Raw genomic sequence first — 19,464 nt, 5'->3', positions numbered from 1 at the left:
ATGCGTCGACAGGGGTCGAGTGATGGCCACCACGCGGTACTGTCCACCCTGGTCAGCGGCGGGACACGCGAAGGGGGCCCACGTGGCGCGAAGGTCCTGGCACGCTGCGGCTCTCGCGGCGTGCCTGGCGGCGGCCGGGACGAGCCTGGTGGCGTGCACCGTGGACGGCACCGCCGTGGCGGAGCCCCAGGCCACCACCACCGTGCCCACCTCCGCCGCCGCGAGCAGCACCTCCCGGGCGTCCACGACGGCTCCCAGCGCGACGACCACCCGTGCCACGACTCCGACGTCGTCGGCCGCAGCCACCCCCACGGTGCCGGAGGCGGCGCTCACCGAGGCGCCCACCCCCGCCGAGCTGGACCAGATCACTCGCTTCAGCACCGCGTTCGTGCGGGCGATCAGTGACGGTGACGTCGCCGCGATGCGCACCCTGCTGTGTGGTTCCCTGGCCGAGCAGCACAACCGGCAGGTCGACCAACCGGCCACCCCGACGACCTTCGTCCGGGTCTCCGACGTCGGGCTGACCACCGACCGCACGAGCGCCGCGGTGACGGTGTGGGCCTACCGGGTGTCCAAGGGCCCGCCGGCCAAGCCGGAGAAGTTCGTGCTCACCAAGAGCGGCGACACCTGGCAGGCGTGCGAGCGCAAGACCCGCTGAGGGCCGGCTCGAAACCCCACGCGAGGGGCGCGGTGGCGGCGTACCGTCCGAGGTCGGAGAGGACGGTCGGCGACGAGAGGGTTCGCGGATGACGGGTTCGCACGACGACGACCCGGACGGCCGCCACGGGCAGGAGCCGCGTCACGACACGCCGTACTGGCCCTTCGGCGACCAGCCGCCAGCGGGCGATGACGATCCCACCGCCAGTCACCCGAGTCCGGACCAGCCGCCGATGGGCTACCCGCCACCGGACTACAGCACACCCGTCTACGGCACACCTGTCTACGGGGCGCCGGACTACCGCGCGTCCGAGTACAGCCCGCCCGAGCCCGGCACGCCGGGAGCCGGGCCGGGCGGTCAGCCACCGGGGTACGCCCCCACCTGGTACCTGCCCCTCGACGACACCGGGTACGGACCGCCCTCGTACGGCCCGGGCTCCTACGGTGGCGGTCCTGGCGGACCCGGCCAGGGACCTCCCCAGCCTCCGCCAGGGCACCGCACGCCGTCACCGTTCACCCTCGTGGTGGTGGTCGTGGCGGTGCTGGGCGCTCTGGTGGCGGTGTTCGCCCTGGGCACCCAGACTGACGACACCAGCAGTGCCACGCCCTCGCCCACGGTGACCGGGGTGACGGTGCTTCCCCCACTGCCCACCACCACCCGCCGGAGCGTCCCACCGAGCACCGCCCCGTCGACACCACCGTCCCGGCCGCCGACCTTCAGCACCGGCCCGTCGAGAACCGGTCCGCCAAGAACCGTCCCGCCGACCACCACCGCGGTGCCGCCGGGCACGGCCCTCACCATCCCCCCCGGTGCCGCTGCACCGGGCCTGTCGCCGAGCCCCTCGCAGACCGCGCAGATCAGTGCCCTCGGCGCGGCCCTGGTGACGGCGATCGGTGATGCCGACCAGGCCAGCCTCACCCGGCTGACCTGTGGTCCCCTGGCCGAGGAGCTGAGCCTGCAGCCCACCGAGCCCGACCCCACGGTGCTCGAGCGGGTGGACAACATCCGGGTCAGCTCCGACGGCGCCATCGGAACCATGGACGTGTGGGCCTACACGATGGGCACCGGCCCGCCCGCCACCCAGGTCACCTTCCAGGTGCAGCTGGTCAACGGCGCCTGGCGCGCGTGCGACTACAGCTACTGAGCGGTCCACGCGGAAGTGGCGAGCACCTGCCGCGCTAGCCCTTGCTGGGGCGGCGCTGTGGGCGTGGCGTCACGGTGCCCTCCGCCAGGCGCCGGGCCCGCACCAGGAAGGCGGTGTGGCCCTGCATGCGGTGCTCCGGGCGCACGGCCAGTCCCACCACGTGCCAGCCGCGCACCAGGGTCTCCCAGGAGTACGGCTCGGTCCAGCACTCCTGCTCCCGCAGTGCCTCCACGACCCGGGACAGCTGGGTGACCGTGGCGACGTAGACCACCAGCACCCCGCCCGGCACCAGCACGTCCTTGACCTTGGGCAGCACCTGCTCCGGGGAGAGCATGTCCAGCACCACCCGGTCGACCTCGCCGTCGAACTCGTTGACGTCGGCCACGGTGAGGTCCCAGTTGGCGGGGCGCTCGCCGAAGAAGGTCTCCACGTTGCGCACCGCGTGCACGGCGTGGTCGTCGCGCACCTCGTAGGAGATCACCTTGCCCTCCGGACCGACCGCGCGCAGCAGCGAGCAGGTGAGCGCGCCGGAGCCGGCCCCGGCCTCCAGCACCCGCGCACCGGGGAACATGTCGCCCTCGGTGATGATCTGCGAGGCGTCCTTGGGATAGATCACCTGGGCGCCGCGCGGCATCGACAGCACGTAGTCGGTGAGCAGCGGCCGCAGCGCCAGGTAGGCGGTGCCGGCCACCGACTTGACCACGCTGCCCTCGGGGGTGCCGATGAGGTCGTCGTGGGCCACGGCACCGCGGTGGGTGTGGTACTCACCACCCTCGGCCAGGACGATGGTGTAGTGGCGTCCCTTGCTGTCGGTGAGCTGGACTCGGTCGCCGACGCGGAACGGCCCGCTGTGCGCCATCGTGTAGGACTCCCTGCTGGTTGCGTGTTGCTGGTTGCTGGCTCGAGTGAGGGTGGCCCGAAGTTGTCGGGGCCAGCGCCTAGGGTGCCAGCATGAGCAATTTGACCGGGTCAGTGCCCCCGTCGGCCGCCGTCGGGGAGACCGTGCCCACGGCCGCCCAGGCAGGGACGGAGCACGGCGAGGCCGGGCCGCCGGCAGTGCACCAGGTCGCCGTGGAGGAGGCCGCAGTGGAGGAGGCCGCGGTGGACGCCGCGGCCGGGCAGGCGGCCCCGGTGCGGGAGCGGCGCCGGCCCGCGCTGTCCCCGTCCCGGGCGGGTGACTTCAAGCAGTGCCCGCTGCTGTACCGCTTCCGCGCGGTCGACCGCCTCCCGGAGACGGCCAGCACCGCACAGGTGCGGGGCACCGTGGTGCACGCCGCGCTGGAGCAGCTCTACAGCCTGCCCGCCGACCAGCGGCACCTGGACAACGCGCGCACCCTGGTGGCCCCCGCGTGGGAGCGCACCGTGGCGGAGTCACCCGAGCTGGCGCAGATGTTCGGGGCGGACGAGCTGCCGGAGTTCCTCGAGGCCGCCCAGGCCCTGGTCACCCGGTACTTCACCATGGAGGACCCCACTCGGTTCGAGCCCGAGTCCTGCGAGCTGCGGGTGGAGATCGAGCTGGACGACGGGGTGCTGCTGCGCGGGTTCGTGGACCGGATCGACGTGGCGCCGGACGGCCAGGTGCGGGTGGTGGACTACAAGACCGGTGCCGCTCCGCGCGAGATCGGCGAGGGCCGGGCCATGTTCCAGATGAAGTTCTACGCCGTGGCGCTGTGGCGGCTGCGCGGCGTGGTTCCCGCCCAGCTGAAGCTGATGTACCTCGCCGACGGCCAGGTGCTGCAGTACCGCCCCGACGAGGACGAGCTGCGCCGGTTCGAGCGCACGCTGTCCGCCATCTGGCAGGCCATCCTGCAGGCGGGTGCCACCGGTGACTTCCGGCCCAACCCCAGCAAGCTGTGCGACTGGTGCGACCACAAGTCCCGCTGCCCCGCCTTCGGCGGTACCCCGCCGCCCTACCCGGGGTGGCCGAGCGATCCGGCGTCGGGTGAGACCAACCTCCTGGAGCACGTGGGATGAGCCTGAGCGCGTCGGCCAGCCCCGCCTACTACCTGCCGCTGCCCAGGGCCGCCGACGGCGCGGAGCGCTTCGCCTCCACCGAGCACACGGTGGGTCCCTGGTCGGCGCAGATGCAGCACCTGAGCCCACCGTCGGCGCTGCTGGTGCGGGCGCTGCAGCGGTGCGCGCCCCGGCCAGGCACCCGGCTCACCCGCGTGACCGTCGAGGTGCTGGGCCCGGTGCCCCGTGCGGACCTCACCGTGCGCGCCTCGGTGGTGCGCCCCGGCCGGCAGGTCGAGCTGCTCGCCGCCGAGCTCACCACCACCGACGACGCCGGCGACGAGCGCACCGTGGTGCGCGCCAGCGCGTGGCGGATGGCCACCACCGACACCACCGCGGTCGCGGTCAGCCACGAGGAGCCGCTCGCCCCGGCCGGCGCGGGCAGCACGCACCAGGCGCCCGCCTACTGGGTGCCCGGCTACCTCGACTCCGTGGAGTGGTCGTGGATCAGCGGCTTTCTGTCCGAGGCGGGTCCGGGGTCGGGCTGGGGACGGCCACGGGTGCAGCTGGTGGCCGGGGAGAAGCTCGACCCGCTGGAGTCGCTGTTCGCAGTGGTCGACTCCGCCAACGGCATGGCCGCGCCGCTGGACGTGCGCAAGTGGACCTTCCTCAACACCGACCTCACCGTGCACCTGTACCGGCAGCCGGTCGGCGAGTGGACCGGCGTCTCCGCCACCACCAGCATCGGCCCGGACGGCGTGGGGCTGTGCGCCGCCACCCTGCACGACGAGGCCGGACCGGTGGGCCGCTCCGAGCAGATCCTGCTGGTCCGCCCGCGCTAGCTCAGCGGCGGGCGCCCAGCTGGCTCACATGCGGCAGGAGCGGATGTCCGAGGCCAGGATCGCCTTGACACCCAGCGCGGACAGCTCGTCCATCACGGAGTTCGACTGGGTGCGCGCCACCATCGCCCGCACCGCCATCCAGCCCTCGTCGGCCATCGGCGACAGCGTGGGCGACTCCAGGCCGGGGGTGATCTGCAGCGCCTCGTTGAGCACCGCCCGCGGGCAGTCGTAGTCGAGCATCACGTACTGCTGGGCGAACACCACACCCTGGATGCGGGCGGCCAGCTGGTCGCGGGCCCGGTCCCCGGCGGGGGCGCCGGCCTGCTCGATGAGCACCGCCTCCGAGGCGCACAGCACGTCGCCGAAGGCCACCAGGTCGTGCTGGCGCAGGGTGCGGCCCGAGCCCACCACGTCGGCGATGGCGTCGGCCACGCCCAGCTGGATGGAGATCTCCACCGCACCGTCCAGGCGGATGACGGTGGCCTCCAGCCCGCGCGCAGCCAGGTCGTTGTGCACCAGCGTCGGGTAGGAGGTGGCGATGCGCAGCCCGGCCAGGTCCTCCGGCTTCCACTCCCGGCCAGCCGGTGCGGCGTAGCGGAAGCTGGAGCGGCCGAAGCCCAGGGCCACCCGCTCCTGCACGGCGGCACCAGAGTCCAGCGCCAGGTCGCGGCCGGTGATGCCCAGGTCGAGCTCACCCGAGGCCACGTAGATGGCGATGTCCTTGGGCCGCAGGAAGAAGAACTCCACCTGGTTGGCGGGGTCGAGCACGGTGAGGTCGCGGGAGTCGGTGCGGCGCCGGTAGCCGGCCTCGCTGAGCATCTCGGCGGCGGACTCGGACAGCGAGCCCTTGTTGGGGACGGCAACACGAAGCATGGGTGGTTCCTTACGCGGTGGGGGACGAACAGGCCGAGGGACGGCGGCCGCCGTGGTGGCGGACCGGCCGTCACAGATGGCGGTAGACGTCCTCCAGGGTGAGCCCGCGGCCGATCATCAGCACCTGCGCCCAGTAGAGGAGCTGAGAGATCTCCTCGGCCAGCGCCTCGTCACTCTCGTGCTCGGCGGCGATCCACACCTCGCCGGCCTCCTCGAGCACCTTCTTGCCCTGCGCATGCACCCCGGCGTCGAGGGCCGCAACGGTGCCGGAGCCGGCGGGGCGGGTGGCTGCGCGCTCGGAGAGCTCGGCGAACAGCGTGTCGAAGGTCTTCACGAGCGCCGATTCTCCCACGAGGCCTCGACCGGGCTGACACCCGCCGACCACGCCGCGCAGAGGTCGGCCCACGTCACGCCCTCCAGCGACTCCCGCAGCACCCGGCCGGGACCCTCGGACACCTCGATCTCGCAGGGCACCACCAGCACGGGGCAGCCCGCGGCCTCGGCTGCGGCCGTGCCGGTGGGCGAGTCCTCCACCACCAGGCACTCCCCCGGCTCCAGACCGAGCAGCTCGGCGGCGCGCAGGTACGGGTCCGGGGCGGGCTTGCCGTGGGCCACCTCGTCGCCGCAGACGGTGACGGTGAAGCGCTCCGGGCCCATGGTGGCCAGCGCCTTGTCCGCCAACATCCGGGCGGTGTTGGTGACCAGCGCCATCGGCACTCCCGCCTGCTGCACCAGGTGCAAGGTCTCCTCCGCGCCGGGGCGCCACGTCAGCGCCTCGGCGAACAGCTCGCCGGTGCGGGTGAGCATCCAGGTGGCGGCGTCGTCCATCGCCGGCTGCTCCAGCGGCAGGCCCAGGTCGGTGAACATCAGCTCGATGGCCATCGCCGTGCTGGAGCCGATCATGGCCCGGCGGGCGGTGGGGCTGAGCTCGCCGCCCAGGTCGCGGGCCAGCTCGTGCAGCGCGACGTCCCACAGCCGCTCGGAGTCCAGCAGGGTGCCGTCCATGTCCCAGAGCACGGCCCGCGGCTGGCGACTCCCCCCCTCCGGGTGCTGACCTGCAGGTTCACGAGAAGACGCGGTACTCAGAATGCCCTCCGAAGAGCGTGGTGTGACTAGTCGTGCCACGTCCCATCCTAGATCTCCCCTCAGCTGCGCCGGCGCAGGCTGGTGAGCACCAGCGCCCCGATGATGGCGACGACCCCGCCGACGAGGAGGGGCACCTCGGCCGCGACCTCGTCCACGAGGACACCCCCCACCGCCGCGCCGACAGCGATGGCGACGTTGCAGACCGTCACGATGACGCCACCGACCTGCTCGAGGTGCGCCGGTTCGGTCCTGGCTCCCCAGCTGAGCACGGTCGTCGGGATGCCGCCGAAGCCGAAGCCCCACAACAGGGCCGCGACGAACAGGGCCGCGACCGAGCCGCCGGTGGTGAACATGACGATCATCCCGGCCCCCAGGACCACGGGGAACAGGAACAGCCCCGTGCGCGGCGATCGGTCAGCCAGTGGCCCGGCGAGTGCCGTGCCGAGGAAGTTGGCCACGCCGAACACGAGGAGCAGCACGGCGAAGCTGCCGCCGTCGATCCCCGACATGCTCTCCGCGGCGGGCCGGATGTAGGTGAACCCGCTGAAGTGGCCGCTGAAGACGAGCAGGATCGCGAACAGTCCTGCCAGCACGACGCTGGAGCGCAGGACTGTACCGAGTGCTCGCAGACCACCGCCGGCGGCGGGCGTGACGTGGGGCAGCGTCGCCGCCTGCACAGCCAGTGCCACGGCCGCGACGCCGGCGCCCAGCAGGAACACCCCCCGCCATCCCCAGACGTCGCCGAGCCAGGCCCCGAGCGGAACTGCGGCGACGGTGGCTACTGCGACACCGGAGTTGACCACCGTGAGCGCACGACCGAGATGGTCTGGGGGCACCAGGTGCGCGGCCATCGCGGTGGCCATCGCCCAGAACCCGCCGAGCGCCACACCGAGCAGCAGCCGCGCCGCCAGGAGCACGTACAGGTTCGGCGCCAGCACGACGAGCAGGTTGGAGACGATGGCGAGCAGCGTGAGACCGATCATCACCCGCCGCCGGTCGGCACGCGGCAGCACCACCGCGATGAGCAGTGCGGAGAGTGCGGCGGCGAACGCGGTCACGGTCACCGTCTGGCCCGCTGCGCCAGCCGACACGGCCAGGTCCTCGGCGATCCGAGGAAGCAGGCTCGCCGGCAAGAACTCCGACATGACGATGGCGAAGATCCCCAGGCCCAGGGAAGCCACGCCACCCCAGGAAGCCGGGACGTCCGGGGCCGACACATCGGTTGGTGTGGTCGTGCTGGTCAAGGCTAGATCCCCTCGGTCGTGGTCGACGCCGGTGCTCGGCCAGGTGGCCTGAGCCGGCGTTCACCGACGCTAGGGGCGCCCGTCGGGCCCACCCAGAGCCCTGACGAGCGGGGGGTGCGGCAGGACCCCCGCACTGCGGTGTCCCTCGACCTACGCTCACGACATGACGGAGAAGTCGAACGCCCTGGGCGCCTTCCTGAGTGCCCGGCGAGCGCTGGTGACGCCGAAGCAGGCAGGCATCCCCGAGGTGGGGGTGCGGCGCGTGCCCGGTCTGCGGCGCGAGGAGGTGGCGATGCTCGCCGGCATCAGCGCGGACTACTACCTGCGCCTGGAACGAGGCCGAGACCGACACCCGTCGACGCAGGTGCTGGAGTCGATCGCCCGGGTGCTGCAGCTCGACGACGAGCACCTGGCGCACCTGCTGACGCTCGTCGCCGACGTCCCCCGCAGGCGCAGGCCCCGACCGCGCAAGGAGACCGTCCCGCGCGGCGCGCTCACGCTGCTGGACTCCCTCGTCCAGCCCGCCTTCATCGAGGGGCGGTACTTCGACATCCTGGCCACCAACGATCTCGCCGTCGCCCTGTCCCCGGGACTCGCCGTGGGAGGCAACCAGCTCCGGGACTTCTTCCTGGATCCGGCCCAGCAGGAGTACTACCCGGACTGGCTAGCCATGACGGAGTGCTTCATCGCGAACCTGCGCCAGGCCGTGGGCACGGACATCGACGACCCCCGCTTCATCGAGCTCACCGGCGAGCTCTCGCTGGCCAGCCCCACGTTCCGCCAGCTGTGGGCGCGCCACGAGGTCCGCGGCCAGCGTGGGACGGCCGTCCGGTTCCACCACCCGCAGGTTGGCGAGCTGGTCCTGCACCGCGAACGGCTGAGCATCGACGGCGCTGACGGTGTCCACCTCGTCGTCTACCACCCCGAGGCCGGCTCCAGCGACGCAGACAAGCTGTCGCTCCTGGCGTCCGCGGGGCTTCCCCACGCCCAGCGGAGCCACGAAGCGGTCCAGCAGCCGAACCGCGGCTGATCAGGCGTTGAAGTACTTGGCCTCCGGGTGGTGCAGCACGAAGGCGTCGGTGGACTGCTCCGGGTGCAGCTGCAGCTCCTCGGACAGCTCGACCCCGATGCGGCTGGGCTCCAGCAGCTCCATGATCTTGGCGCGGTCCTCCAGGTCGGGGCACGCTCCGTAGCCCAGTGAGTAGCGGGCGCCGCGGTAGCCCAGGCGGAAGAACTCCTGGACCTCCTCGGGGTCCTCCGCCGCCACGGCCTGGCCGTCGGGCATCTTCAGCTCCTCGCGCACACGCTGGTGCCAGTACTCGGCCAGCGCCTCGGTGAGCTGCACGCCGATGCCGTGCACCTCGAGGTAGTCGCGGTAGGCGTTGTTGGCGAAGAGCTCGTTGGCGTAGTCGGCGATCGGCTGGCCCATGGTGACCAGCTGGAACGGCATGACGTCCACCTGCCCGTGCTCGCGGGCCTGCTCACGGGTGCGGAAGAAGTCGGCCAGGCACAGGTGCCGGTCACGGCGCTGCCGGGGGAAGGTGAACCGGAAGCGCTCCGCGGCGTCGGGCTCCGGGGACTCCAGCACGATCACCGAGTCGCCCTCGGAGACCACCGGGAAGTAGCCGTAGACCAGCGCGGCGTGGGCGAGGATGCCGTCGGTGCTCAGCCGGTCCAGCCAGTGCCGCAGCCGCGGACGGCCCTCGGTCTCCACCAGCTCCTCGTAGGAGGGGCCGTCGCCACCGCGGGCGCCCTTGAGGCCCCACTGGCCGAGGAACAGCGCCCGCTCGTCGAGCAGGCCGGAGTACTCCGCCAGCCGCACACCCTTGACCACCCGGCTGCCCCAGAACGGCGGGGTGGGCACGTCGACGTCGGCGGCCACGTCGGAGCGGGCGGGCAGCTCCACCTCCGGCTCGTTGGCCTTGCGCGCCTCGGCGATGCGCTTGGACCGCTCGTGGCGGGCCCGGCGCTCGTCGATCTTGGCCTGCTCGGCCTCGCTCACCGCGCCCAGCTCCCCGCCGCTGCGCTTGGCCTTCATGATGGCGTCCATCGAGCGCAACCCCTCGAAGGCGTCGCGGGCGTAGGTGACGTGGCCGTCGTAGACCTCGGCCAGGTCGTCCTCGACGTAGGCGCGGGTGAGCGCCGCACCACCGAGCAGCACCGGGATGTCCTTGGCGACCCCGCGGGAGTTCATCTCCTGCAGGTTCTCCTTCATCACCACGGTGGACTTCACCAGCAGGCCGGACATGCCGATGACGTCGGCCTTCTCGGTGACCGCGGCCTCCAGGATGGCGGCGATCGGCTGCTTGATGCCGATGTTGACCACGTCGTAGCCGTTGTTGGTGAGGATGATGTCCACCAGGTTCTTGCCGATGTCGTGCACGTCGCCCTTGACGGTGGCCAGCACGATGCGGCCCTTGCCGTCCTCGTCGGTGGCCTCCATGTGCGGCTCCAGGTGGGCCACGGCGGTCTTCATCACCTCGGCGGAGGCGAGCACGAACGGCAGCTGCATCTGGCCGGAGCCGAAGAGCTCACCCACGGTCTTCATGCCCGAGAGCAGGGTGTCGTTGATGATCTCCAGCGGCGGGCGCTCCTGCATGCCGGCGTCCAGGTCGGCTTCCAGGCCGGTGCGCTCGCCGTCGATGATGCGCCGCTCCAGCCGCTCGAACAGCGGCAGCTGGGCCAGCTCCTCGGCCCGTGACGCGCGCGCGGAGGCGGCGGAGACGCCCTCGAACAGCTCCATCAGCTTCTGCAGCGGGTCGTAGCCCTCGCGGCGACGGTCGTAGACGAGGTCCAGCGCCACCGCGCGCTGCTCGTCGGGGATGCGGGCCATCGGCACGATCTTGGAGGCGTGCACGATCGCGGTGTCCAGGCCGGCCTCGGTGCACTCGTGCAGGAACACCGAGTTGAGCACCTGGCGGGCGGCGGGGTTGAGGCCGAAGGAGACGTTGGACAGCCCCAGCGTGGTCTGCACCGAGGGGTGCTGGCGCTTGATCTCCTTGATGGCGGCGATGGTCTCCAGCGCGTCGCGGCGCACCTCGTCCTGGCCGGTGGTGATGGGGAAGACCAGCGCATCGATGATGATGTCGCTCTCCTGCATTCCCCACTCGTTGACCAGGTCGCCGATGATGCGGTCGGCGATCTTCACCTTGTTCTCCGCGGTGCGGGCCTGGCCCTCCTCGTCGATGCAGGTGACCACCACGGCAGCGCCGTGCTCCACCACCAGCTCCATCGCCTGGTGGAAGCGCGAGTCGGTGCCGGTGCCGTCCTCGTAGTTCACCGAGTTGATGGCGCAGCGCCCACCCAGGTGCTCCAGCCCGGCCCGCAGCACGGCAGGCTCGGTGGAGTCCAGCATGATCGGCAGGGTGGAGGCGGTGGCCAGCTTGGCGGCCAGCCCGGCCATGTCGGCGGTGCCGTCGCGGCCCACGTAGTCGATGCACAGGTCCAGCACGTGCGCGCCGTCGCGGGTCTGGTCGCGGGCGATCTCGATGCAGGCCTGGTGGTCGCCGGCCAGCATCGCCTCGCGGAAGGCCTTGGAGCCGTTGGCGTTGGTGCGCTCGCCGATCATGAGCACGCTGAGGTCCTGCTTGAAGGGCACCGCGGAGTACAGCGAGGCGACGCCGGGCTCCTGGTGCACCTTGCGCACGCCGCGCTCGTCGTCGGGGATGGCCGAGATGGCGGCCACCACCGCGCGGATGTGCTCGGGGGTGGTACCGCAGCAGCCACCCACCAGGGCGAGGCCGTACTCGCGGACGAAGCCGGCCAGTGCCTCGGCGAGCTCCTCGGGCTGCAGCGGGTAGACAGCGCCGTTGGGGCCCAGCTGGGGCAGCCCGGCGTTGGGCATCACCGAGATGGGCAGCCGGGAGTGCTTGGACAGGTGGCGCAGGTGCTCGCTCATCTCGGCGGGGCCGGTGGCGCAGTTGAGGCCGATGAGGTCGATGCCCAGCGGCTCCAGCGCCACCAGGGCGGCGCCGATCTCGCTGCCCAGCAGCATGGTGCCGGTGGTCTCCACGGTGACGTGGCAGATGATCGGGATGACCTTGTCCAGCTCGGTCATGGCGCGCTTGCTGCCGATGACCGCGGCCTTCACCTGCAGCAGGTCCTGGCAGGTCTCGATGAGGATGGCGTCCGCACCGCCCTCGACCATGCCCAGCGCGGCCTCCTGGTAGGCGTCACGCAGGTCCGCGAAGGGGGCGTGGCCCAGGGTGGGCAGCTTGGTGCCCGGGCCCATCGAGCCGAGCACGAAGCGGGGCATCCCGTCACGGCCGGGACCCATCTCGTCGGCGACCTCGCGGGCGATGGCCACACCCTTGCGGGAGAGCTCGCGGATGCGGTCGGCGATGTCGTAGTCGGCCAGGTTGGGCAGGTTGCAGCCGAAGGTGTTGGTCTCCACCAGGTCGGCACCGGCCTCGAAGTAGGCGCGGTGGATCTCGCGCAGCACGTCCGGGCGGGTGTCGTTGAGGATCTCGTTGCAGCCCTCGAGACCGAGGAAGTCCTTCTCCACGTCCAGGTCGGCGGCCTGGAGCATGGTGCCCATCGCCCCGTCGGCCACGAGCACGCGCTGGCGAAGGGCTTCGAGCAGAGGGGAAGACGGAGAAGCAGGCATAACTACCAGCCTAGTCGCAGCCCCTTGTCGGGCCCGGGTCGTAGGCTGGTCGGTGTGACGCAGACTGAGCCACCCCGTCTGCTGGACCCGATACTGGTCGCGGCATTCGAGGGCTGGAACGACGCAGGGGACGCAGCCACCGGGGCGGTGGAGCACCTCGAGCTCTGCTGGGACGCCACCCCCCTGATGGAGCTGGACTCCGAGGACTACTACGACTTCCAGGTCACCCGCCCCACGGTACGCATGGTGGAAGGGGTGACCCGGGAGATCCAGTGGCCGGCCACCCGGCTGACGGTGTGCCGCCCACCGGGCTCCGCCCGTGACGTGGTGCTGCTGCGCGGCATCGAGCCGAACATGCGCTGGCGGGCGTTCTGCGCGGAGCTCATCGAGGTCTTCGACACGCTGGGGGTGCGCACGGTGGTCACCCTGGGCGCGCTGCTGGCGGACACCGCCCACACCCGCCCCGTGCCGGTGACCGGCTCGGCGTACAGCACCGCTGCGGCCAAGCAGTTCAACCTGGAGCAGACCCGCTACGAGGGCCCGACCGGCATCACCGGGGTGCTGCAGGAGGCCTGCGTGCGCGCCGGGGTGCCGGCCATCTCGTTCTGGGCCGCGGTGCCGCACTACGTGGCCCAGCCGCCCAACCCCAAGGCCACCCTGGCGCTGCTGCACCGGGTGGAGGAGGTGCTGGACGTGGAGGTCCCGCTGGTGGGGCTGCCCGAGCAGGCCGCCGAGTGGGAGGGTGCGGTCAACGAGATGGCCGAGGAGGACGAGGAGGTCATCGGCTACGTGCGCGCCCTGGAGGAGCGCGGCGACGCCGAGACCGACATGTCCGAGGCCGTGTCGCAGACCGACGGGGAGGCCATCGCGGCGGAGTTCGAGCGGTACCTGCGCCGGCGCGGCCCGGGCTCGGGGCCCTAGCCAGCACCGCCCGGGCTCGGGGCCCTAGACCAGCACAGCCCGGGCTCGGGGCCCTAGACCAGCACAGCCCCTAGACCAGCTGCACGCCGAGCAGCGCGTCCACCGTGGCGGCCAGCGCTGCGGGCGCGGCGGCGTCGGTGCCGCGACGGTTCAACGCCTGGCGCGCCCAGTCGTCGATGGCGGACAGCGCCCGCGGGGTGTCCAGGTCGTCGGCGAGGTACTGGCGCACCCGGGCGATGGTGTCGGTGGCGTCGGGACCGGCGTCCAGGGCCGCCGCCTCGCGCCAGCGGGCCAGCCGCTCGGTGGCCGCGGTGAGCACCGCGTCGGTCCACTGGCGGTCGCTGCGGTAGTGCGAGTCGAGCAGGCCGAGGCGGATGGCCATCGGGTCCACGCCCTGCTCCCGCAGCCGGGAGACCAGCACCAGGTTGCCGCGGCTCTTGGACATCTTCTCCCCGTCCAGGCCGATCATCCCGGCGTGCACGTAGTGGCGGGCGAAGCGCTCGCAGCCGGTGAGCGCCTCGGCGTGGGCGGCGGAGAACTCGTGGTGCGGGAAGATCAGGTCGCTGCCGCCGCCCTGCACGTCGAAGCCGACGCCGATGCGGTTGAGGGCGATGGCGGCGCACTCCACGTGCCAGCCGGGCCGGCCGGGGCCGAACGCCGAGGGCCAGGACGGCTCGCCGTCGCGCACGGCCCTCCAGACGGCGGCGTCCAGCGGGTCGCGCTTGCCGGGACGGTCGGGATCTCCCCCGCGCTCGGCGAAGTAGGTGCTCATGGTGGCGTGGTCGTAGCCGGACTCGTAGCCGAACTGCTTGGTGGCGTCGGCCCGGAAGTAGACGTCGGGGTGCTCGGGGTCGTCGACGACGTACGCCGCCCCGGAGGCCACCAGCTTCTCCACGATCTCGGTGACCTCGCCGATGGACTCCACCGCACCGATGTAGTCGCGCGGCGGCAGGATGCGCAGCGCCGCCATGTCCTCGCGGAAGAGCTGCGTCTCCCGCAGGCCGAGCTCCACCCAGTCCTCGCCGTCGCGGGCGGCGCGCTCGAACAGCGGGTCGTCGACGTCGGTGACGTTCTGCACGTAGTGCACCTCGTGCCCGGCGTCCAGCCACAACCGGTACACCAGGTCGAAGGTGAGGTAGGTGGCGGCGTGGCCGAGGTGGGTGGCGTCGTAGGGGGTGATCCCGCAGACGTACATGGTGGCGGTGGGGCCGGGTGCCACCGGCCGCACCTGGCGGTCGGCGGTGTCGAACAGGCGCATCGAGGGGCCCTCGCCGGGCACGCTGGGAACTGCCGGGGCCGGCCATGACTGCATGAGACCGACCCTACCCAGAGCGTGTGCGGGTCCCGTTCAGGAGGGGCGAGCGTCCGTGGCGTCAGCCACCCCGAGCCACGGGAGCTCTCAGCGCCGGCGACCGAGGTAGTCCGCCACCACCGCCGCACCGAGCCCGTCCAGGTCCGGAGCCACCACGCGCCCACCGGAGCGGCGCGCCAGCTGGTCCACCACCGCCGCCAGGCGTGGCTCGCTACCCAGCCGGAAGAAGGTGACCTGGGTGCCCAGCTTGGCCACCGCGTCCAGCTCACGCACCGTCAGCCCCAGCGTCTCCGCCAGCGGCGGGTAGTCGAACACCGCCCGGCCGTCGCGCTCCAGGTGTGCGGTGGGCTCGCCGTCGGTCACCACCATGAGCACCGGCTGGGTGCCGGGGTGTCGCCGCAGGTGCAGCCCGGCCAGCTTGAGCGCGTGGTGCAGGTTGGTGCCCTGCTCCCACACCGCGTCGAGGCCGGTGAGCTCGGCCACGCTGAGGGTGCGCGCGTGGCGGCCGAAGCCGATGAGCTGCAGGGCGTCGCCGCGGAAGCGGGTGGACACCAGGTGGTGCAGCGCCAGCGCGGTCCGCTTCATCGGCAGCCAGCGGCCCTCGGAGACCATCGACCAGGAGGTGTCCACCAGCAGCGCCACCGCCGCACGGCTGCGCTGCTCGGTCTCGGCCACCTCCACGTCGCTGACGTCCAGCCGCACGGGCAGCGGGTGCCCCGCCGTGCGCAGCACCGCGTTGGTCACGGTGCGGGTGGTGTCCCAGGGCTCGGTGTCACCGAACTGCCAGGCCCGGCTGGCCCCGGTGAGCTCGCCGGCGGCACCGGCGCGCCGGGTCTCCCGGTCGCCGCGGCGGGCGGAGAGCTGCTCGGCCACGTCCCGCAGCGCCGACTGGCCCAGCTGCCGCATGGCCTTGGGCGAGAGCCGCCAGCTGCCGTCCGGTGCCCGGTCCAGCAGGCCCTGCCGCTGCAGCTCACGCTCCAGCTCGGCCAGGGTGCGGGCGTCGGTGACGGCCTGCTCCCCCAGCTGGCGCTCCAGGGCGTCCAGGTCGACGTCCTCCATCCGGGCGCCCGGGTAGGCCTGGCTGAGCTGCTCGGCCAGCTGCTCCAGCTCGCCGATGTCGGCCATCGCCTGGGTCGCCTCCCCCAGTCCCATGCCCTGCTGGCCGCGGAAGTCCTCGCTGCCCTGCCAGTCCTCCCCGGGGCGGGCGGCCTGCAGCATGCCGTCCAGCTGCGCCAGCTGGTCGGCCAGCTCGGGGCTGCCGAAGGCCTGCTGCGCCAGGGCGTCCAGCTCGGCCCGTTGCTCCGGGGTCATGGAGTTGCGCATCCGCTGCGCCGCGGCGGCGCGCTGGGCCAGGGAGTCCAGCAGCTCCTCCACGTCCTGCGGGTCCTCCGGGAAGAAGTCACCGTGCTCGGCCATGAACTGCTCGAACTGCTCGTCGGTGTCCTCACCGCGGGCGTGCGCGGCGAGGAGGTCGTTGAGGTCCTTGAGCATCTCGGTGACCCGCTGCTTGTCGGCGTCGGTGGCCCCCTCCAGCGCCTGCTTCATCCCCTGGAACCGCTCCTCCAGCAGCTCGCGGCCCAGCAGGTCCTTGATCTTGTCGTAGTCCTGCTGCGCCTGGGGGCTGCGCCAGGAGTAGTCGCTGAGCTCGCGCACCGCCTCCGCGGGCGACGGGCTGAGCGACTCCATCTGCAGCTCGGCGAAGCGGGCGTCGTCGTCCAGCGCGCGGGCCAGCTCCTTGCGCTCCTCGAGCACGGCGCGCTCCAGCAGCTCACGCACCTCGGCCAGGGTCCCGTCCAGGTTGTTGCGCTTGAGCAGCTCGCGGCGGCGCTGGTTGGCCCGCGCCGCCAGCTGGTCGAGCCCGCGCTGGCCCGGCAGCCCGCGGCGCATCAGCTCGCGCACCGCCGACCGTGGCGAGGAGCCCTCCATGACGTCCTGGCCGAGCTCGTCCAGCGCCTCCCGCAGGTCCACCGGGGGCGCCAACGGGTCGGGCCCCCCGCTGTAGGGGCCGTAGGCGAAGCGGTGCCTGCCGCGGGGAGCCGTCATGCCTGGTACACCGTCCGGCCCCGGTTGTCGGCGTCCTTGGCGATGCGCCGCGCCAGGTAGAGCCCCTCCAGGGCCAGCTCGGCGGCGGCGGCCCGCTCACCGTCGGTGTCGGCGTCCAGGCGCTCGTCCACCTCCTTGAGCGCGTCCACCGGCGGCAGCCCGGCCAACAGCTGCGCGGCGGTGACGTCGTCGCCGGTGACCACCGCGGCGCCGGAGTCGATCGCGCCCACCAGCGCACCGAGGTCGATGCCGGCCAGGTTGGCGCGGGCGGTGTCGGCGGTGGCCCGGCGCAGCAGGTGCTCGAGCACCTCGGTCTCCCGGCCCTCCTCACCCGACTCGAACTCCAGCTTGCCGCGCAGCACGTCCACCACCGTGCCCAGGTCGACCACCCGGGCCACCGGGGTCTGCTCTCCCAGCACCGCCGAGCGCCGCAGCGCCGCGGCCGCCACGGTCTCGGCGGCGGCGATGGAGAAGCGGGCGGAGACGCCGGAGCGCTGGTCCACCGAGGTGGACTCCCGCAGGTAGCGGGTGAAGCGGGCCAGGATCTCCAGCAGGTGGTCGGGCACGGTGGCCACCAGGTCGGCCTCCTGCACCACCACGGCCACCTCGTCATCGAGCTCCAGCGGGTAGTGCGTGCGGATCTCGGCGCCGAAGCGGTCCTTGAGCGGGGTGATGATGCGGCCGCGGTTGGTGTAGTCCTCGGGGTTGGCGCTGGCCACCAGCAGCACGTCCAGCGGCAGCCGCAGGATGTAGCCGCGCACCTGGATGTCGCGCTCCTCCATCACGTTGAGCAGCGACACCTGGATGCGCTCGGCGAGGTCGGGCAGCTCGTTGATGGCCACGATGCCGCGGTGGCTGCGCGGGACGAGGCCGTAGTGGATGGTCTCCGGGTCGCCCAGGCTGCGGCCCTCGGCCACCTTCACCGGGTCGACGTCACCGACGAGGTCGCCGACGCTGGTGTCGGGGGTGGCGAGCTTCTCCGCGTAGCGCTCGCTGCGGTGGCGCCAGGTGATGGGCAGGTCCTCGCCCAGCTCGGCGACCCGGCGCAGCGAGGCGGGGGTGATGGGCTCGTAGGGGTGCTCACCCAGCTCGGAGCCGGCGATCACCGGGGTCCACTCGTCGAGCAGCCCCACCAGGGAGCGCAGCAGCCGGGTCTTGCCCTGGCCGCGCTCGCCGAGGATCACCATGTCGTGGCCGGCGAGCAGGGCGCGCTCCACCTGGGGCAGGACGGTCTCGTCGAAGCCGAGGACCCCCGGCCACGGGTCGCGGCCCTCCCGCAGGGCGGTGAGCAGGTTGTGGCGGATCTCGTCCTTCACGCCCCGCTGGACGTGGTTGCTGGCGCGGAGCGCGCCGACGGTCGTGGGCATGCTGTTGGTCGCAAGGTCGGTCACCGGTACAACGCTACGAGCGCGGAGTGAATCAGGCCACGCGGATACCCGCTGGCGGCACTACGATTGCTGGATGTCAGACACGTCACAGTCACCCGGCCCTGCTCCGCAGCCCAGCCACGCGCAGGTGGGTACCGATCCCACCGAGGTGGTCACCGCCTTCCTGGCGGCGATGGACGCCCTCGACATCGAGAAGGCGCTGACGTACGCGGCCGAGGAGGTCGTCTACCAGAACGTGCCGCTGCCCCCGGCCCGCGGCAAGGAGGCCTTCGCCAAGCAGGTGCGCTGGATGGGCAAGGTGGGCACCGGCTTCGAGGGCCGCATCCACAACATCGCGGCCAACGGCCCGGTGGTGCTCACCGAGCGCACCGACGTGCTGAAGGTGCGCTCGTGGGAGGCGGCGTTCTGGGTGTGCGGCACCTTCGAGGTGCGCGACGGCAAGATCGTGCTCTGGCGCGACTACTTCGACTGGACCACCGTGCTGGCCGCCAGCGCCAAGGGCGCCGTGCGGGCGCTGGGCAGCACCGTTCGCGGCCGGCTGAACCGCTGACGGCTGAACCGATGAGCCGTTGGGCCGGTCTCCCACCGCCAGCAGCGGTGGGAGACCGACCCCGGCGGGCTCAGGCGAACTCGTCCCGGATGCGGTCGGAGACGCCGGTGAGGTTGAGCTCGAAGGTGTAGCCCTGCTCGTAGCGGTAGCTGCGGTTGACGTCCCACAGGTCGATGCCGTTGAGGCAGGCCTTGGCCGCCCGGATCACCGTCGGGTCCTTGGCGGCGATCTGCTCCGCCAGCTCCAGCGCGGCCGTGCGCAGCTCGTCCTTGGGCACCACCGAGTGCACCGAGCCGAAGTGCAGCAGCTCCGCAGCGGTCACCGTGGCCGAGGTGTAGACCATGGCCCGCATCTTGTGCTGCGGGACCAGCCGGGACAGGTGGGTGGCGGCACCCAGGGCGCCACGGTCCACCTCGGGCAGGCCGAAGGTCGCGTCCTCGCTGGCCACGATCACGTCGGCGTTGCCGATGAGACCGATGCCGCCGCCGAGGCAGAAGCCGTTCACCGCGGCGATGACCGGCACGGCGCACTCGTAGACGGCCTTGAAGGACTCGTAGCAGCCCTTGTTGGCCCCGAGCAGCGCGGTGAAGCCGTCGGTGCGCTGCATCTCCTTGATGTCCACGCCCGCGTTGAAGCCACGCCCCTCGGCGCGCAGCACCACCACGCGCACCTGCGGGTCAGCACCGGCGGCGCGGACCTGGTCGGCGATGGCGAACCAGCCGGCCACGGGCAGGGCGTTGACCGGCGGGTTGTCCACGACGATCTCCGCGACCCCGTTGGGGTGCACGGTGGTGGTGACCACGGAGGCCTCGGTCTGGGTCATGCGCGTGCTCCTAGCGGCTGG

17 protein-coding genes are annotated in these 19,464 nt (G+C 72.3%); 7 read left to right on the top strand and 10 right to left on the bottom strand.

The genetic code is table 11. The annotated features are described in order from the left end of the window. Positions 1-82 precede the first annotated feature (82 nt). Together ELX43_RS08040 and ELX43_RS08035 are read left to right on the top strand one after the other, a co-directional pair. Positions 83-658 (top strand): hypothetical protein, encoded by a 576-nt coding sequence (locus tag ELX43_RS08040; RefSeq protein ID WP_127782915.1) that lies wholly within the window; start codon positions 83-85, stop codon positions 656-658. 88 nt (positions 659-746) lie between these two features. Then, on the top strand, positions 747-1,802 hold the full coding sequence (locus tag ELX43_RS08035; protein WP_127782914.1) for a hypothetical protein: 1,056 nt from the start codon (positions 747-749) through the stop codon (positions 1,800-1,802). A 34-nt stretch (positions 1,803-1,836) separates the two neighbouring features. Here the strand turns inward: ELX43_RS08035 and ELX43_RS08030 are convergent, their stop codons facing one another. Then, the gene (locus ELX43_RS08030) at positions 1,837-2,661 is read right to left on the bottom strand and encodes a tRNA (adenine-N1)-methyltransferase (RefSeq protein WP_127782913.1); all 825 of its coding nucleotides are present in this window, start codon (positions 2,659-2,661) and stop codon (positions 1,837-1,839) included. Positions 2,662-2,753: 92 nt separating this feature from the next. Between ELX43_RS08030 and ELX43_RS08025 the strand changes: the two genes are divergently transcribed. Together ELX43_RS08025 and ELX43_RS08020 are read left to right on the top strand one after the other, a co-directional pair. Continuing rightward, complete coding sequence (locus ELX43_RS08025; RefSeq protein WP_127782912.1) at positions 2,754-3,776, top strand: RecB family exonuclease; 1,023 nt, start codon at positions 2,754-2,756, stop codon at positions 3,774-3,776. Continuing rightward, positions 3,773-4,597 carry a thioesterase family protein gene (locus ELX43_RS08020; protein ID WP_127782911.1) on the top strand — a complete coding sequence of 275 codons (825 nt, stop codon included), beginning with the start codon at positions 3,773-3,775 and terminating at the stop codon, positions 4,595-4,597. The genes ELX43_RS08025 and ELX43_RS08020 overlap by 4 nt, the downstream gene beginning before the upstream one ends. Positions 4,598-4,621: 24 nt before the next feature. Here ELX43_RS08020 and hisG read toward each other — a convergent pair whose 3' ends face one another. The 4 genes from hisG to ELX43_RS08000 form a co-directional block, all read right to left on the bottom strand. After that, the gene (hisG, locus tag ELX43_RS08015) at positions 4,622-5,470 is read right to left on the bottom strand and encodes an ATP phosphoribosyltransferase (RefSeq protein ID WP_127782910.1); all 849 of its coding nucleotides are present in this window, start codon (positions 5,468-5,470) and stop codon (positions 4,622-4,624) included. Positions 5,471-5,540: 70 nt separating this feature from the next. Continuing rightward, positions 5,541-5,822 (bottom strand): phosphoribosyl-ATP diphosphatase, encoded by a 282-nt coding sequence (locus ELX43_RS08010; protein ID WP_206518144.1) that lies wholly within the window; start codon positions 5,820-5,822, stop codon positions 5,541-5,543. Further along, on the bottom strand, positions 5,801-6,487 hold the full coding sequence (locus ELX43_RS08005; RefSeq protein WP_277601722.1) for an HAD family phosphatase: 687 nt from the start codon (positions 6,485-6,487) through the stop codon (positions 5,801-5,803). The genes ELX43_RS08010 and ELX43_RS08005 overlap by 22 nt, the downstream gene beginning before the upstream one ends. Positions 6,488-6,615: 128 nt before the next feature. Continuing rightward, positions 6,616-7,737: an MFS transporter gene (locus tag ELX43_RS08000; RefSeq protein ID WP_206518143.1), complete on the bottom strand. Its 1,122-nt coding sequence runs from the start codon at positions 7,735-7,737 to the stop codon at positions 6,616-6,618. Positions 7,738-7,963: 226 nt separating this feature from the next. On the opposite strand from ELX43_RS08000, the gene ELX43_RS07995 reads away from it, so the two are divergent. Then, the gene (locus ELX43_RS07995; RefSeq protein ID WP_127782908.1) at positions 7,964-8,830 is read left to right on the top strand and encodes a helix-turn-helix transcriptional regulator; all 867 of its coding nucleotides are present in this window, start codon (positions 7,964-7,966) and stop codon (positions 8,828-8,830) included. Here ELX43_RS07995 and metH read toward each other — a convergent pair whose 3' ends face one another. Beyond that, positions 8,831-12,406, bottom strand: a complete 3,576-nt coding sequence (gene metH / locus ELX43_RS07990; protein WP_127782907.1) for a methionine synthase — start codon at positions 12,404-12,406, stop codon at positions 8,831-8,833. Positions 12,407-12,460: 54 nt separating this feature from the next. On the opposite strand from metH, the gene ELX43_RS07985 reads away from it, so the two are divergent. Beyond that, complete coding sequence (locus ELX43_RS07985) at positions 12,461-13,327, top strand: PAC2 family protein (protein ID WP_206518142.1); 867 nt, start codon at positions 12,461-12,463, stop codon at positions 13,325-13,327. A 70-nt stretch (positions 13,328-13,397) separates the two neighbouring features. Here ELX43_RS07985 and mshC read toward each other — a convergent pair whose 3' ends face one another. The 3 genes from mshC to ELX43_RS07970 form a co-directional block, all read right to left on the bottom strand. After that, the gene (gene mshC / locus ELX43_RS07980; RefSeq protein ID WP_127782905.1) at positions 13,398-14,639 is read right to left on the bottom strand and encodes a cysteine--1-D-myo-inosityl 2-amino-2-deoxy-alpha-D-glucopyranoside ligase; all 1,242 of its coding nucleotides are present in this window, start codon (positions 14,637-14,639) and stop codon (positions 13,398-13,400) included. 87 nt (positions 14,640-14,726) lie between these two features. Beyond that, complete coding sequence (locus ELX43_RS07975) at positions 14,727-16,682, bottom strand: VWA domain-containing protein (RefSeq protein ID WP_127782904.1); 1,956 nt, start codon at positions 16,680-16,682, stop codon at positions 14,727-14,729. After that, positions 16,679-18,049: a sigma 54-interacting transcriptional regulator gene (locus ELX43_RS07970; RefSeq protein ID WP_127784762.1), complete on the bottom strand. Its 1,371-nt coding sequence runs from the start codon at positions 18,047-18,049 to the stop codon at positions 16,679-16,681. Before ELX43_RS07970 ends, ELX43_RS07975 begins: the two co-directional genes overlap by 4 nt. Positions 18,050-18,143: 94 nt before the next feature. Here ELX43_RS07970 and ELX43_RS07965 point away from each other — a divergent pair, with 94 nt between their 5' ends. After that, the gene (locus ELX43_RS07965; protein WP_127782903.1) at positions 18,144-18,620 is read left to right on the top strand and encodes a limonene-1,2-epoxide hydrolase family protein; all 477 of its coding nucleotides are present in this window, start codon (positions 18,144-18,146) and stop codon (positions 18,618-18,620) included. 70 nt (positions 18,621-18,690) lie between these two features. Here ELX43_RS07965 and ELX43_RS07960 read toward each other — a convergent pair whose 3' ends face one another. Next, positions 18,691-19,443: an enoyl-CoA hydratase family protein gene (locus tag ELX43_RS07960; protein WP_127782902.1), complete on the bottom strand. Its 753-nt coding sequence runs from the start codon at positions 19,441-19,443 to the stop codon at positions 18,691-18,693. Positions 19,444-19,464: the final 21 nt, after the last annotated feature.

Origin of the sequence: Rhodococcus sp. X156 (genome assembly GCF_004006015.1) — a bacterium.
Taxonomy (GTDB): Bacteria; Actinomycetota; Actinomycetes; order Mycobacteriales; family Mycobacteriaceae; genus X156.
This window is presented reverse-complemented; position numbering and strand designations above follow the sequence as displayed.